Annotated in this window: 16 protein-coding genes and 1 tRNA gene; 9 read left to right on the top strand and 8 right to left on the bottom strand. The window is 64.1% G+C overall.

Translation table 11 applies throughout. The annotated features are described in order from the left end of the window. Positions 1–71: 71 nt before the first annotated feature. Both MESAU_RS11605 and fabF read left to right on the top strand, forming a co-directional pair. Complete coding sequence (locus MESAU_RS11605; RefSeq protein ID WP_015316237.1) at positions 72–650, top strand: TetR/AcrR family transcriptional regulator; 579 nt, start codon at positions 72–74, stop codon at positions 648–650. 35 nt (positions 651–685) lie between these two features. Then, the gene (gene fabF / locus MESAU_RS11610; protein ID WP_015316238.1) at positions 686–1,954 is read left to right on the top strand and encodes a beta-ketoacyl-ACP synthase II; all 1,269 of its coding nucleotides are present in this window, start codon (positions 686–688) and stop codon (positions 1,952–1,954) included. Positions 1,955–2,076: 122 nt separating this feature from the next. On the opposite strand, the gene MESAU_RS11615 is transcribed toward fabF, so the two are convergent. Further along, positions 2,077–2,670, bottom strand: coding sequence for a TetR/AcrR family transcriptional regulator (locus tag MESAU_RS11615; protein ID WP_015316239.1), 594 nt, complete (start codon positions 2,668–2,670; stop codon positions 2,077–2,079). Between the two features lie 66 nt (positions 2,671–2,736). Between MESAU_RS11615 and MESAU_RS11620 the strand changes: the two genes are divergently transcribed. Next, positions 2,737–3,162: a VOC family protein gene (locus MESAU_RS11620; protein WP_015316240.1), complete on the top strand. Its 426-nt coding sequence runs from the start codon at positions 2,737–2,739 to the stop codon at positions 3,160–3,162. A gap of 9 nt (positions 3,163–3,171) precedes the next feature. On the opposite strand, the gene MESAU_RS11625 is transcribed toward MESAU_RS11620, so the two are convergent. Further along, positions 3,172–4,122: a S1C family serine protease gene (locus MESAU_RS11625; protein ID WP_015316241.1), complete on the bottom strand. Its 951-nt coding sequence runs from the start codon at positions 4,120–4,122 to the stop codon at positions 3,172–3,174. A gap of 167 nt (positions 4,123–4,289) precedes the next feature. Between MESAU_RS11625 and MESAU_RS11630 the strand changes: the two genes are divergently transcribed. Both MESAU_RS11630 and MESAU_RS11635 read left to right on the top strand, forming a co-directional pair. After that, positions 4,290–5,162 (top strand): S1C family serine protease, encoded by an 873-nt coding sequence (locus tag MESAU_RS11630; RefSeq protein WP_015316242.1) that lies wholly within the window; start codon positions 4,290–4,292, stop codon positions 5,160–5,162. Positions 5,163–5,170: 8 nt separating this feature from the next. Beyond that, complete coding sequence (locus MESAU_RS11635) at positions 5,171–5,857, top strand: response regulator transcription factor (RefSeq protein WP_015316243.1); 687 nt, start codon at positions 5,171–5,173, stop codon at positions 5,855–5,857. Between the two features lie 311 nt (positions 5,858–6,168). On the opposite strand, the gene MESAU_RS11640 is transcribed toward MESAU_RS11635, so the two are convergent. Beyond that, on the bottom strand, positions 6,169–6,369 hold the full coding sequence (locus MESAU_RS11640) for a type II toxin-antitoxin system VapB family antitoxin (protein WP_157163630.1): 201 nt from the start codon (positions 6,367–6,369) through the stop codon (positions 6,169–6,171). A 179-nt stretch (positions 6,370–6,548) separates the two neighbouring features. On the opposite strand from MESAU_RS11640, the gene MESAU_RS11645 reads away from it, so the two are divergent. Further along, complete coding sequence (locus MESAU_RS11645; RefSeq protein ID WP_015316245.1) at positions 6,549–7,415, top strand: SDR family oxidoreductase; 867 nt, start codon at positions 6,549–6,551, stop codon at positions 7,413–7,415. A gap of 453 nt (positions 7,416–7,868) precedes the next feature. Here the strand turns inward: MESAU_RS11645 and MESAU_RS11650 are convergent, their stop codons facing one another. Beyond that, complete coding sequence (locus MESAU_RS11650; RefSeq protein ID WP_015316246.1) at positions 7,869–9,887, bottom strand: OmpA family protein; 2,019 nt, start codon at positions 9,885–9,887, stop codon at positions 7,869–7,871. A 198-nt stretch (positions 9,888–10,085) separates the two neighbouring features. Between MESAU_RS11650 and MESAU_RS11655 the strand changes: the two genes are divergently transcribed. After that, positions 10,086–10,532, top strand: a complete 447-nt coding sequence (locus MESAU_RS11655) for a YcgN family cysteine cluster protein (RefSeq protein ID WP_041163697.1) — start codon at positions 10,086–10,088, stop codon at positions 10,530–10,532. A gap of 247 nt (positions 10,533–10,779) precedes the next feature. After that, the gene (locus tag MESAU_RS11660) at positions 10,780–11,136 is read left to right on the top strand and encodes a hypothetical protein (RefSeq protein ID WP_015316248.1); all 357 of its coding nucleotides are present in this window, start codon (positions 10,780–10,782) and stop codon (positions 11,134–11,136) included. A 167-nt stretch (positions 11,137–11,303) separates the two neighbouring features. On the opposite strand, the gene MESAU_RS11665 is transcribed toward MESAU_RS11660, so the two are convergent. Next, complete coding sequence (locus MESAU_RS11665) at positions 11,304–12,014, bottom strand: SIMPL domain-containing protein (RefSeq protein ID WP_015316249.1); 711 nt, start codon at positions 12,012–12,014, stop codon at positions 11,304–11,306. Positions 12,015–12,149: 135 nt separating this feature from the next. Between MESAU_RS11665 and MESAU_RS11670 the strand changes: the two genes are divergently transcribed. Further along, positions 12,150–12,225 (top strand) — tRNA-Ile (locus tag MESAU_RS11670). Between the two features lie 107 nt (positions 12,226–12,332). Here MESAU_RS11670 and MESAU_RS11675 read toward each other — a convergent pair. The 3 genes from MESAU_RS11675 to MESAU_RS11680 all read right to left on the bottom strand — a co-directional run bounded on the left by MESAU_RS11675 (position 12,333) and on the right by MESAU_RS11680 (position 14,086). Further along, the gene (locus MESAU_RS11675) at positions 12,333–13,523 is read right to left on the bottom strand and encodes a site-specific integrase (protein ID WP_013530176.1); all 1,191 of its coding nucleotides are present in this window, start codon (positions 13,521–13,523) and stop codon (positions 12,333–12,335) included. Continuing rightward, positions 13,516–13,773, bottom strand: a complete 258-nt coding sequence (locus MESAU_RS30040; protein WP_081285649.1) for a helix-turn-helix domain-containing protein — start codon at positions 13,771–13,773, stop codon at positions 13,516–13,518. The genes MESAU_RS11675 and MESAU_RS30040 overlap by 8 nt, the downstream gene beginning before the upstream one ends. Positions 13,774–13,834: 61 nt before the next feature. After that, entirely contained in the window at positions 13,835–14,086 is a 252-nt protein-coding gene (locus tag MESAU_RS11680; protein ID WP_013530177.1) for a helix-turn-helix transcriptional regulator, read from the bottom strand. Positions 14,087–14,183 lie beyond the last annotated feature (97 nt).

A 14,183-nucleotide genomic window follows, 5' to 3' on the forward strand; every position in this document is an offset into this window, starting at 1 on the left:
GTGAAAATAGATTGCATTCGTACTCTATAACTGATATAGATTATGAACGCAATCAAAAAAGGAGACGAATGATGCGTGTGACTCGCAGCCAAGCTGAGCAGAACCGGCAAACCGTGATCGATGTAGCGAGCCGGCTTTTTCGGGAGCGCGGATTCGATGGCATCGGCGTCAAGGATTTGATGGAGGGCGCCGGGCTGACCCAAGGCGGGTTCTACAAGCAGTTCGCGTCCAAGGACGACTTGGTCGCGCAGGCGTCCAGACGGGCATTGGAAAGCGCTGCGAACCGATGGTCGACGGCGGCCGCGGCGAGCCCTGAGGATCCGCTTGGCGCCGTGATCGACTTCTATCTCAGCACGGGGCATCGCGAGGAAAGGATGGACGGCTGCCCGGTGGTTGCGCTTGGCTCGGATGCTGCCAGGCAAGGCGCCGAGGTGAAGGCATCATTTGAGGCCGGCATCCGAGAATACCTCGAGATGCTGGGCTCATGGGTTGGCGAGGCGGACGGCGATGCGCCCGGCGGTAAAGCCATGGCCGTTCTCTCGACAATGGTCGGCGCGGTCGTCCTCTCGCGCGCCGTCAATGATCCCGATCTCGCGAAGGCTTTTCTGAGTGCCGCCACCGCTCAGGTTCGCAAAGCCGTCGCGGCTTGAAAGCCGCACGCGCTGGCCAAGTGATAGGAGAATAGATGCGACGGATCGTTGTTACGGGCATGGGAGCGGTCACGCCGCTCGCGGCCAATGTCGAAGCGTCATGGTCGCGCCTGCTGGCCGGCCGTTCGGGGCTTCGAAAGCTTCCGGACGACATGGTGCGAGACCTGCCGGCGAAGGTCGGTGGAATGGTTCCTTCCTTGCTGGAAGACCCCGAAGTTGGCTTCGATCCAGACATCGTCCTGGCGCCGAAGGACCAGCGCAAGGCCGACCGCTTCATTGTCTTTGCGCTGGCGGCTGCGGAAGAGGCGGTTGCCCAGGCCAGGTGGAACCCGGTCTCGGACGATGACAGGACCCGCACCGCGACGATCATCGCGTCGGGTGTCGGAGGATTTCCCGCGATAACCGAAGCGGTGCGAACCGTCGACCTGCGCGGTGTTCGGCGTCTCTCACCGTTCACGGTGCCGTCGTTCCTGGTGAACATGGCGGCGGGACAGATTTCGATCCGATATGGGTTCAAGGGTCCGCTCGGCGCTCCGGTGACGGCCTGCGCGGCCGGCATCCAGGCGATCGGCGATGCGGCGCGTCTTATCCGCGCCAACGAGGCCGACATCGCGGTCTGCGGCGGAACGGAAGCCTGCATCAATACGGTCAGCCTCGGCGGCTTTGCCGCGGCACGCTCTCTTTCTACATCCTTCAATCATCGTCCTGAGGAGGCCTCCCGCCCGTTCGACATGTCGCGCGACGGCTTCGTCATGGGCGAAGGCGCCGGCATCCTGGTCATCGAGGCATTGAGCCACGCGCTTGCGCGCGGCGCCAAACCGCTCGCCGAACTGGTCGGCTACGGCACGACGGCGGACGCTTATCACATCACCTCCGGCCCCGAGGATGGCGACGGTGCGCGCCGGGCCATGGAGATCGCGATTGCCCAAGCCGGTATTTCGGCACGGGAGGTCCGCCACCTCAACGCGCACGCGACCTCCACGCCAGTCGGCGACTTGGGGGAAATCGCCGCGATCAAAAGGGTCTTCGGAGAAGATTTCGGCATAGCCGTCAGCGCAACGAAGTCGGCGACCGGCCACCTGCTTGGCGCCGCCGGCGGGCTTGGGGCGATCTTCACGGTCCTGGCGCTCAGGGACCAGGTCGCACCGCCAACCCTCAATCTGAGCGCCCCCGATCCGGCAAGCGACGGGATCGACTTCGTCGCAAACCACGCCCGGCCGATGGAGATGGATTACGCGATTTCCAATGGCTTCGGCTTTGGCGGCGTGAACGCCAGCGCATTGTTCCGGCGCTGGACGGACTAGCCGCGGCTTGCGGCAATCGTGATGTCCTGGTCGGGCAGTGGCAGCCGGCGACAAGTTTACGCATGGCGACATCGTCGCCCCGCACCCGGGCGATGACTGCACGATACATTCGCGGGGGCACTTCAGGCGCGCGACAGTCCGTCTATCAGCGCCGTCAGCACGGCACGGTAGTCTTCGCCCGACGCACCGGCCTCGATGGCGAGCGCCGCGCGGTCGAAGGCGGCGGCAAGCAGCGCGGTCAGCGCTTCGGGCGGCAATCTTTTCATCGACTGCGTCCGCATCGCCGCGACAAGGCCCTCGCGCAGCGAGCGGTTGCCGTGGCGGTTGTCGATGGCGTCCATGGCGGTGCGGCCGAGCACGGCGGGGCCGTCGAGCAGCAAGAGCCTCGTGCGGCCGGGCGCGCGCATGGCCGTGAGGTAGGCATCGGAACTGGCAATCAGCGCATCGCGGGCGCTGAGCGAAGGCGGGGAGGCGCGGTCAATCTCTCGCGCCACCGCCGCGGCTTCCTGTTCGACCACGGCGGCGAAAAGCGCCTGCTTGTCGGCGAAATGGTGGTAGAGCGCGCCGCGCGTCACGCCTGCTGCGGCGACGATCTCCGGCGTGCCGGTCTCGGCATAGGATTTTTCCGTGAACAGTTTGCGCGCCGCCGCGATCAGGTCGGCCCGCGTCGTCTCGGTGCGATCGCGGTTGGAACGACGCGCGGATTCCTGTTGCATACATGCAGCCTGTATGTTAATTCAATTTACATGCAGACTGTATGTTAGTTGACGGGAGAAGGAAAGATGAAGACGACGAGCTACTATCCGGTGCTGATGACCGGCGATGTCGCCGGCACGGCGGCCTTCTATGTCAGGCATTTCGGTTTCCGGCCGTTGTTTGAGAGCGACTGGTACGTGCATCTGCAGTCGGTGGACAACAAGCACGTCAATCTCGGCATCGTCCAGGGCGACCACGAGACGATTCCCGAGGAGGGGCGGGGGCGGACTTCCGGGCTGCTGATCAATTTCGAGGTCCGCGATCCCGATGCGATCCATGACCGGATCCTTGCTGCCGGCCTGCCTATCCTGCGAACGCTGCGTGACGAGCCTTTCGGCCAGCGCCATTTCATCACCAAGGATCCCAACGGCGTGCTGATCGACGTCATCAAGCCGATCCCGCCCAGCGAGGAGTTCCTGGCGCGGTATGCGGAAGGCGCCGCGGGGGCTTGAACGGCAGCCTCAGCTCGCCCGTGCCACCGGCGTCACCGTCACCTGGCTGACGCCGGTGCGGCGCACCACGGTGCACAGCGTCTCGCGGCCGATGCGCTCGGCGTCGAGCATGCGCACGAGGTCGTCGACGCCGGTCACAGGGCGCCCGTCTATTGCGGCGATGATGTCGCCTTCCCTGAGACCCGCGCTGGCCGCCGGGCCGTCCTTCTCGACGCTGCGCAGCCGTACCGCCGTGCTGGTCGAGACCTGCGACAAGAGAGCCGCGCGCCGCGGCAGGTTTACCGTGTCGGCGGAGACGCCAATGAAGGCGCGGCGCACGCGGCCGAAGCGGATGATCTCGGAAATGACAAAGTTCGCGGTGTTGGAGGCGACGGCGAAGGCGATGCCTTGCGCGCCATGGATCATGGCGGTGTTGACGCCGATAACCTCGCCGGCCGACGAGACCAGCGGACCACCGGAATTGCCGGGGTTGAGCGCGGCGTCGGTCTGGATGACGTCGTCTATCAGCCTGCCGGTCGAAGCCCGCATCGAGCGGCCGAGCGCCGAGACGACGCCCGAGGTGACGGTCCATTCGAAGCCCAGCGGATTGCCGATGGCAATCGCGATCTGGCCGCGCCGCAGCCGCTTGGAATCGCCTAGCGGCGCCACGTCGGCGAAGCTGCCGTCAGCGCGCACGAGGGCGATGTCGGTGTCGGGGTCGCGGCCGAGCACGCGGCCTTCGCTGGAGGCGCCGTCCGGCATCGAGACGCGTACCGTCCTGGCGTCACCCACGACATGGAAATTGGTGACGACCAGCCCGTCGGGCGCGATGACGAAGCCCGAGCCATGGCCACCCGGCCCCCCGATGCGCTCGATGCGGCAGACAGCCGGGCCGATGCGGTCGACCGCGTCGGCAACCGTCGTCGAATAGGCGTCGAGCAATGTCTCGTCCGGTTGGAATTTTGGCGCGGCGAGGGCCATGAGGGGCTCCGTGTTTTCAGGCTTGATCGTGACTATATGTGCGGAGCGGCCGGAACCGCCGCGACCTGACCAGATGGCCAGTCGAACCCGCAACTAGCCGTCAGGCGAGTACCTCCTGGCGTACTGCCGAGCGATATCTGGGGCATGAGAAAACCCAGGAGATCATCATGAGCGACTTCAATCTGAATGCATTTTCCGATGCCATCGCCGATATTGCCGACAAGGCGACGCCGGCAACGGCAAGCTTCGCCACGCATCATCACCGCACGGCGAGCGCCTTCCATTGGGGCGACGGCTATTTCGTCACCGCCGAGGAAGCCGTCGAGGCCGGCGAGGAGATCGGACTGACACTGGCCTCCGGCGAGACGGCGAAGGCCGAACTGGTCGGCCGCGATCCTTCGACGGGTGTCGCCCTGCTGAAGCCCGCGGATGCGGCCAGCGCGCCTGTCCTCGATAGAGCCAGCCCCGTTCGGCCAGGCAATATCGCCATAGCCATCGGCAGCAGCCAGGGCTCCGTGCTGGCCGTGTCGGGCTCGGTCGGCGAAGTCGGCCCGGCCTGGCGCTCGATGCGCGGCGGCACCATCGACCGGCGCATCAACCTGGCTGTCGGTGCCGGCGGCCGCTTCGAGGGTGGCCCGGTGCTGGACGCCAAGGGCGCGCTGATCGGCATGCTTCTGTTCGGCCCGCGTGGCCGCGCGCTGGTCATGCCCTATGAGACGATCGAACGCGCGGTGGCGACGCTTCGCGAAAAGGGGCATGTCGCACGTGGTTACCTCGGCGCCGGCCTACATCCGGTGCGCGACCGCGACGCGCGTGGCGCAATGGTGATGAGCCTCGACGACAATGGCCCGGCCAAGGCCGCTGGCCTCTCGCTCGGCGACATCATCGTGGCGTGGAACAGCGAGGCCGTGCATGGTCCGCGAGATCTGATCCGCCGGCTCGGGCCCGACAGCGCCGGTGCTTCGGTGAAGCTGGGTGTCGTGCGCGGCGGCGAACAGCGCGACGTCGTGCTGACGATCGGCGAAAAGCCGCTGAGCTGAGAGGACGGATGGAAAGCGACACGCTGACAAGGCCTGACGTGGCGCGCGGCGAACGCCAGCTCGTGGTGCTGATCGCACTGCGCGATGCCGTGCGTGCCGAGCGCTTGTCCGCTTCGCTTGCCATGGCCGACGATCTGCTGCCGGTCGTGGCCGGCGGCGGGGTCGCCGATGTCGCCATCGTCGATGACGCCGTCGCCAACAGCGCGGCCTCTGTCGATCGAGCCGGCGTCGGCGGCAGCACGACCCCAAAGGTACTGCTTTCGGACCGCGCGGGCCGGCCGCAAGGCCAGGTTTTTGCGGTGCTGCCGTTGGCCGCGGATGCAGCTTTGATCGCCGCTGCCGTCAGGCTGGCCGCCGCCGGCTACCGGGTGTCCGGCGAAGGGCGTTCGATGCCGGATAGGCATGAGGATTTCGACCGCGGTGATGCGGCCAATGGGGATGGAAGCCATAGCGGGTTGTTCGGCGAGGAAACGGTCGACGATGGCGCCGCCACCCGGCCAGCGCTGTCGCCGCGCGAGGCGGAAGTGCTGGCGCTGCTGGCCGAAGGGGCGCCCAACAAGGTGATCGCGCGGCGGCTCAACATCTCCGTCCACACGGCGAAGTTCCATGTCGCCGCGATCCTGATCAAGCTCGGTGCCGCCAATCGTACGGACGCCATCGCGATCGCGATGCGGCAGGGGCTGGTTCTGGTTTAGGAGTGGATGTCGGGCAAGTCTGACGATTATCTTCAGAGATTGGCGCTGCCCCTCATCCGCCTACCGGCACCTTCTCCCCGTATAGTGACAGGGAGAAGGGAGTTGCCGCGACCTCGGCGCTCCCCTTGCAAAGGTGATGATTGGCGAAGTCCGCGATGAGAGCGTCTTTCTCCCCGTCACTATACGGGGAGAAATGCCCGGCAGGGCAATGAGGGGCGGCGCGACGGTGCGGACGAAGTATCCGTCAGCTGCTCGGTATTTCGAGTTCATCGTAACCGAGTACTTCGTCTTCGGTCATTGGGCGGTCCCGATCAGGTATTCCGGCCTGCTTGCTCTGAAATTTCCATCAGCCTCGCGATCAGGTCAGACTCGTTTTGCTGAGAAGTCAGGTGTTCGCGAGCAGTTTCGTTTTCGAGGCTCTGCCGGATCGCTTCGGTCACCGGCACACCACGGCTCTTGGCAAGTTCTCGGGCCAACCGCTCCACTTCGACATTCTTGATGAACAAAGCCATTTGGTGATCTGCCATCCGGTATGGAATCATACGCCAAATCGGTTTCGGCGCCACGTCGTTTGCAGCCGACAAGGCACGGTACCCTCCGCTACGTCACCATCGCGTCGCACCACAAGCTCTTGTATCCCGCTCTGGCGCGCGCAAGGATCGCGACACAAGACAATCCAGGCGGAGGAAAAATGTCGCTCAAGGGAAAGACGCTGTTCATCTCCGGCGGGTCACGTGGCATCGGGCTGGCGATCGCGCTGCGCGCCGCGCGCGACGGCGCCAATGTGACGATCGCCGCCAAGACGGCGGAGCCGCATCCGAAGCTGCCGGGAACGATCTACAGCGCCGCAGAAGAGATCGAGCAGGCCGGCGGCAAGGCACTGCCGGTGCTATGCGACATCCGCGAGGAGGCGCAGGTTGCCGAGGCGGTCGGCAGAACCGTCGAGAAATTCGGCGGCATCGATATCTGTGTCAACAATGCCAGCGCCATCCAGCTTACCGGCACGCTGGAAACCGACATGAAGCGCTACGATCTGATGCATCAGATCAACACGCGCGGCACCTTCCTCGTGTCCAAAATGTGCATTCCACACCTGAAGTTGGCGAAAAACCCTCACATCCTGAATCTGGCGCCGCCGCTCGACATGAAGGCCAAATGGTTCAAGAACCATGTCGCCTACACCATGGCCAAGTTCGGCATGTCGATGTGCACGCTGGGCATGAGCGCGGAATTCACCAGGGATGGCATCGCGGTCAATTCGCTGTGGCCGATCTCGACCATCGACACGGCCGCGGTGCGCAACCTTCTGGGCGGAGCGACGGTCGCGGCGATGAGCCGGTCGCCGGACATCATGGCCGACGCCGCGCACGCGATCTTCATGCGGCCGTCGCGCGAGGCATCAGGCAATTTCTATATCGACGAAGAGGTGCTGCGCGCCGAGGGCGTCAGCGATTTCTCGGTCTATGCGCCTGACGCAACCGGACCGCTGGCCGGAGATTTTTTTGTGCCGGATGAGGTGTTTGCCAGGACGGACAGCAAGATCAGGAACATCTACTGAAGGCGATCCTGCCGCCGCCGCTTGCTTTCAAAAAATGACTCGACATCGAACGGCTCCGGTTCACCTTACTGGCCGCCCTCGTCGATTGCCCGACGAAGCCGCTCAAGCCTCTGATCGCCGGTTTCTTCCGCAGGCATCAATTCGCCTCGTCCCGTTGAGCGCGTATTTCGGCCGGCAGGCCACCGTTTGCTAGGTGGACCTGAAGCAAAAAACCCCGCCGGAGAGGGCCGGCGGGGCTCAATGCGTCCCGCTGGAGTCGGGACGGGGCAGGGAACGCCCAGTCAGGAATCTGGGGTGCGAAGCCCGGTGATTCAATGAGCCGGCTCCAAGGCCTGTACAATTCTTGTTGACCCGGGCCGTGCCGTCGGCAGTTCGTCCCATCCCGGTTGACCGGGATGGGACCTTGTTGCCGACCTCGTTCCAGAAACCACTGCAAGTGGCTGGAAACGCAGGTCAGTTGTTGCTCGCCACCGGCGCCACGAGCGAGGTGATGCGGCGGATGGCGACGCGCCGGTTCTCGCGGTTGGGCGCCGAGGTGTCGACCTTCAGATACTCCTCGCCATAGCCCTGTGTCGTCAGGTTCTCGGGCGGGATGCCGAAGGCGTTGGTCAGCGCTTCGGCGACCGCTTCGGCGCGACGGTCCGACAGAGCAAGGTTTGCCTCGGGCGTGCCGACGGCGTCGGTGTGGCCCTCGATCAGGAAGGTCTCGGCCGGGTTCTTTTTCAACAGCTTCTCCATGGCGTCGGCGACACCCTGGAGCTTCTGTACCTCGGTGTCGGAGATCGAGGACGAGCCGAATTCGAAATTCAGCGTGTCGAGGTCGATCCGCCGTGCAATGTCACGCACGCGGGCCGAACGCTTGACCTCGTTGATCGAATACAGACGCTGCACTTTCTCCACCGGCGGCTGTTCGAGGAAGGTGTAGTAGTCGTCGGGACTTTCGACATCCTCGGAATCGAGGATGTAGTCCCGGCGCGGGATGGTCAGCCGCATCGGCGGCAGGTCATCGCCGGGATCGCGCCAGTCATCTTCGTCCTGGTAGCTGCGCTCGTCGACATAGCTCAGCACATATTCGCGACCGTCGGGCGCGATGCGCGACCGCTGCAGGATGTCGCCGTAGCGGTTGCGTATGGTGACGATCCGGAAGCCATTGTCGCGCTCGACCGTCTCGCGCGTGCGGCCTTGCGGCAGGTCCTCGTAGTAGACATCCTTGGCGCCGCGGGTCAGGCGCGGGCGATCGTTGCTCTGGACGAACGTCTGGTCGTTGAACTGGACGATCACCCGGTCGCCGATTTCCTTGAGCACGTCGACGCCCTTGGGCCGGCGGCGGTCACGGATGTCCTCGTCAGGCGCGCGCTCGAGCCGCTTGCCCTTCTCCTGCGTCACCGGGACGATTTTTTCCGTCTTGATCGCCTCCTGGGCGGCCCTGTCGTCGGTTGGAGGCGGACCCTGATCCACCGGCGCCACTACCGGCTTCCGGCCCTGGTCACCGCCCTGCTGGGCGTTCTGCCCACCATTCTGCTGCCCGCCGTTCTGCTGTTCGCCATTCTGGTTGGCGGGCTGGGTGGCTGGGTTCCCGCCGTCCTGGCCGTTCTCGCCGCGACCCTTGCGCCTGGCATCCTTCTGGCTGTCGAGGATGGGGGCGGCATTCTTGTCGGCGGGGGCTTCGCCCTGAACCGGGTTTTCGCCCTGGACAGGCGCGGCCTTCCCATTGGTAGCGGCCCCACCGGTGGCGGGCTGCTCTCCCGTCGCCGGCTGTTCGCCGGTGGTGGGCTGCCTACCGGTCGGCGGCTGTTCGCCGGTCGCGGGCTGCTCGCCATTCGCCGGCTGTTCGCCAGCCGGTTTCCTGCCGTGCTTCTTCGTCTTGTCTTGGGATTGCTCGCCCTGGGCGGGAACCTGCTCGCCGGCGGGAGGGGATTCAACCTTCGGCGTCGCTTCGCCGGCAGGAGCCTGCTTCGGTGTCGGAGCGGTCTCCGGCACGGCGGCCGGCGCCTCTTTCTGCTGGTCCAGCTTGTGTTTCCTGCCAGGCTTGGTCGGCTGGTTGTCGTTGGCAGGCGCGGCCTCGCCGGCGGGCGCCTGCTCGGTCTGCTGCTGCTGGTCGCGCTTCTTCCTGCGCGGCTGCTGCTCGTCGGTTGCGGGCGCGGCCTCGCCGGCGGGCGCCTGCTCGGCCTGCTGCTGCTGGTCGCGCTTCTTCCTGCGCGGCTGCTGCTCTTCAGCCGCGGGGGCGGGCTGCTGCGCGGCCGGAGCGGTCTCGGTCTGCTGTTGCTGCTCGCGCTTCTTCTTGCGCGGCTGTTCCTCGTCGCCCTGTCCCTGGTCGGTGGGGGTGTCCTGCGCCAGGATGATCAGCGGTGTCCCCCCGCGTTGCATGGGGCCGAACGCGGCTGTCCCCTGAAGCGGGGACGCGCCTAACGGCGCGGATGCCATCAACAGGCCAAGGGCTGTGCCTGCCAGAATCCGTGGTTGGCGTTTCATCGAAATTCTCCTTGTGGGGTCCCATCCTTGCCGAAACCGCTTTTAACGAAATTGGTTCCAGTTGCCCATCGTTAGGGGCTGTACAGGGCTATTGGCCGACCTTTTGAAGGCAACTTCATGTCATTCAGCCCCCTTTGCAGCCTCATTCCGGCTGTCGCCGCGCTTGACCTTGGCGGCGGCTGGGGCCACATGCCGGAAATGGAAACCCCGTTCTGGAAGACCAAGACGCTGGAAGAGATGAGCCCCACCGAGTGGGAATCGCTCTGCGACGGCTGCGGCAAGTGCTGCCTGTCCAAGCTCGAGGACGAGGACACCGGTGAAATCTACTGGACCAGCGTCGGCTGCCGGCTGTTCGACGCCGAGAGCTGCCGCTGTGCGGACTATGCCAACCGGCTGGCGCGCGTTCCCGACTGCGTCGGCCTGACGCCGCAGAATGTGCGCACCATCAGCTGGCTGCCCAGCACCTGCGCCTACCGGCTGGTGGCCGAGGGCCGCGACCTCTACTGGTGGCATCGGTTGGTTTCCGGCAGTGCCGAGACCGTGCACGAGGCCGGCATTTCCATGCGCGGCCGGGTCAAGGCGAGCGAGACCGACCTGGCCGAGCCGGAAGACTATTTTGACTTTATGCTCGACGACGAGCCCTGACGCGCGCGGTAGACCGTCAGGAGTTGCCTGTCGGGAACCCTGCGAGGGCGAGGCGCCTGGCGCGATATTGTTGAGTGCCGGCGAGGGATTTGGCCGGCGAGAGATTTGAAAGGTCGGCGCTTTGCCGTGTGGCGCCACATGAACCGCGGATGAACGGGCAGTTCGTAAATAGTTCAGACAGGCCGGTGCATTCTCCCGCCATCGGTTTCACGAGGAGGGCGCAAGCCCGCAACAAGGAGAGAGAACCATGTACACCACCATCAAGACGGCAGCGCTTTCGGCTCTGGTCGGCCTCGGCACGCTGGCGGCCATCCCCGCCCATGCCGACAGCCTCTATCTTGGCTTCGGCAACAACCAGGACCCGCGCTTCGGCGTCTATGCCGGCGACGACGGCTATCGCCACCGCCGGGACGAGCGCCGCGACGATTGGCGCCGTGGCTGCTCGCCGGATCGCGCCCTCGACAAGGCGGAGCGCATGGGGCTGCACCGTGCCCGCATCGTCGATGTCAACCGCCGCGTGGTCAAGGTGATGGGCCGTCAGTACGGCGACCGCGTCGTCATCGTGTTCGCCAACGAGCGCGGTTGCCCGGTCATCAACCGCTGAGAATCTCAGGCGTGGACCTTCTGTGAAGGTCTGGAGCCCCTTTCCCTAGGGAAAGAAGTGGCCCGAAACCCCGCGGGAGCGATTCCGCGGGGTTTTTAATGCCCGCGGCGGTCTCTCTTGAGCAGGTCCGTGGCCAAGCAATGCTCAGCCACGGCGTCCAGCGCCGCCTACTTCAGTTCGAAGGTAACGGTGACCTGGACATTGTAGGCGTTCTCGCCGGCCTGTACCGGCGCCGCGCCGGCCGCGGCGTCGAATGCCTTGGCGTTGATCGGCATCGGCGCCGGCCTGATGTTCTGATCGGTGATCTCGAGCACCCGGCCCAGGCTGACCCCGGCCGCCTCGGCCAGCGTCCTGGCCTTGGCCATGGCGTCGGCGACAGCTTTCTTTCGGGCCTCTGTGACGGTGGCCGCCGGATTGTCATTGGTGAAGGCGATGCCGCCGCCCTGGTTGACGCCGAGCGACACCGCCTTGTCGAGGATCTCGCCTGTCTTGTCGACGTCGCGCACGCGCACCGAGAGCGTGTTGGTCACCTGATAGGCGACGAGTTCGGCCTCCTGGCTGCCGTCCGGCTTGTTGGTATAGTTGTAGCGGGGGGTGATCTGGATGCCCGCGGTCTGCAGGTCGCGATCCTTGATGCCGGCGGCCTTCATCGCGGCGATCACCGCGGCCATGGCATCATTGTTGGCGTCGAGTGCGGCACGCGCCGTCTTGGCTTCGCGCATGACGCTGAGCGTCAGCACCGCCAGATCGGGGGCCACGGTTGCTTCGCCCTCGCCGGACACGATGATGCGGGGCGGGGTCGGCAGATCGGTGGCTCCAGCCATCGCCGGAAAAGCGATTGCAGCGGCGAGCGCGAGGGGCAAAAGATGTCTGGTCATGAAAATCTCCTTGGTCTGCGATCAAGTCGCAGGGGGGCGCGTAGAGCGCGATTATGGGTTGATTTGGGCGATCTGCGAAAGCCCGCCGGGAAAGCCTTGTGCCGCGATGCGAAAAACATTAATCCAGCCCGCGTGGGGCCTGTAGCTCAATGGTTAGAGCCGGCGGCTCATAACCGCTTGGTTGGGGGTTCGAGTCCCTCCGGGCCCACCATAACCGTTGATTTTGTTGACAAAAATCGCCCTGGGCCCAAAACGTTTTGGGCCCATTATGGGCCCAAAGCAAAGACCACGGTCCCGGTTTGTTCCGACTCAATTTGATTATCTGACGATGCGCAGGTTTGCTCGCCGCTTCATCGCGTCGCGTTTGGCCTCGCGCTCGTTGATGGCACGGGCAATATCAACTGCGATCCGCTTCTTGTTGGCCTCGCGCACGTAGTCATCCGTTACCGCCATGGAGGAATGGCCCATAGCCTCCATTATGGCCCGCGCTTGGATGTTGCATTCAGCGAGGTAAGTGCCGAAGGTGCGGCGCAGGCCATGGAGCGTGTAGCCGCTAGGAATTCCCGCCTGCCGCGTCCAGTGCTGCATCATGCCCGACAGGCTCTTTTCTGAAAACGGGTTGCCATAGCCGTTCTTCAAGACGGTTCCCCCCTTCGAGCGGTCAAGCGGATCCAGCGCTGCCGCCAGCTTGTCTACGACTGGGATGAACATCTCGCGCCCGCCGTGGCGGTTGCGGTTCTTCTTCTGTCGGAAATCAAAGGCCTCGATTAGCACCAGCGAGCCATCGAACAGTTCAATCTCTTCGGTTAGAAGATCATCCCACGCAAGCGCAGCGATATCGCCGCGACGATTTCCAAGCCAGAAGCCGAGTGCGTAGCAGGTGCGTGCGGCTGTCCCGACGGGGTGTCGCTCCTCGAACGTTTCGCGCATCGCGATCGGCCAGGCCGGGTTCTTGGTCGATTTGGGCACTCGCACGCGGATGGACAACGAGGGATCGTCCTGCGGCTTTATCCATTTTTCGATGTCGGTCGCGACCCATACAAGCTTCTTTATGGCCACCAACATGTGTTTGGCGACCGTACGGTTTGTTCTGAAGATGCCTTCAATTATGGCGCGAAGCCGATCCGCGTCGAGGTGTTCGACTGGCGTTTCGCGCCACGTCAGCGGATAGGCAGGATCGACCTTCAGGCTGAGAAAGCGCTCGATCAGTCGCGCATTCTTCCGCTGCGTTGCTTCATCAAAATCCAGCCACTCCATCGTGGTCTCAAGTCGACGCGCGGCATGGCCAAATGTTTTTGGCAGTGCCCGACCGGGCAAATCGATAATAACAGCATTCTTATGTTGGCCCTGCGTGGCATTCTCGTAAGCCACCTCGAACTCGGGATCTCCTGGCTTACCGGGAAGTTGGATTTCAGGCATGCCTTTTGCACGGTAGCGGTAAGTTAGCTTGCCATTCTTGATACGCGAAGAGATCCCAGGATAGCGCGCATCCTTAAAGGGCCTAGCCATCAACGTTCCTTCCAGACTTTCTCCGCCGGTGATCAGCTCGCGGGGAGTTCTCCAGCATCGCTTGCAGCGAAAGGGTTTTGCTTTCGATTGCAACGCGCAGGAGCAGAGGGTAGGGGAACCCTCTGCCTTGCTCTATGCCTTCAAAGGTGCGCTTTGGTATTCCCAGCGCCTTGGCCGCGGCTTCGGCAGTGACCCCCCCCTTTGCCCGCCAGGCTTTGACTTCTTGCGCAAGTTTCTCATTCTCGTTCACGTCATCCCTTCCGCACGAGCTATCAGCGTACTACGTCTACAGCGTATACGCAACAAGCGTATTATCGTTTTTCAACGTCCCGTTTGCTTCGTTCCAACAGCTCTTGAAGGCCGGTATCTTTGTCCGGCAACGAGGTGAAAGCAATATCCAGTGCGACACGATCCCAGACAGCGCGGCTGTTGATGCGCTTGGGCTGGGGCATCCGACCATCGGCGACCATCTCGTCAAAAAGCGTCGATCCGACACCGATGTAACGAGCCGCTTCCTCACGAGATAGCCCTCGTGGGGCATACGAGATTGCGTCACTCTTCATGGACGCTGCCTCGGTCCTGGCAATCCAGGCGAGTTGGTATCGAAGCGCAAAAGCCACATCCTAGTTGCCAATTCGTAGCGAGGAGATCGTGTTGGGC

It is taken from the genome of Mesorhizobium australicum WSM2073, assembly GCF_000230995.2.
In the GTDB taxonomy this organism is placed as follows: Bacteria; Pseudomonadota; Alphaproteobacteria; order Rhizobiales; family Rhizobiaceae; genus Mesorhizobium; species Mesorhizobium australicum.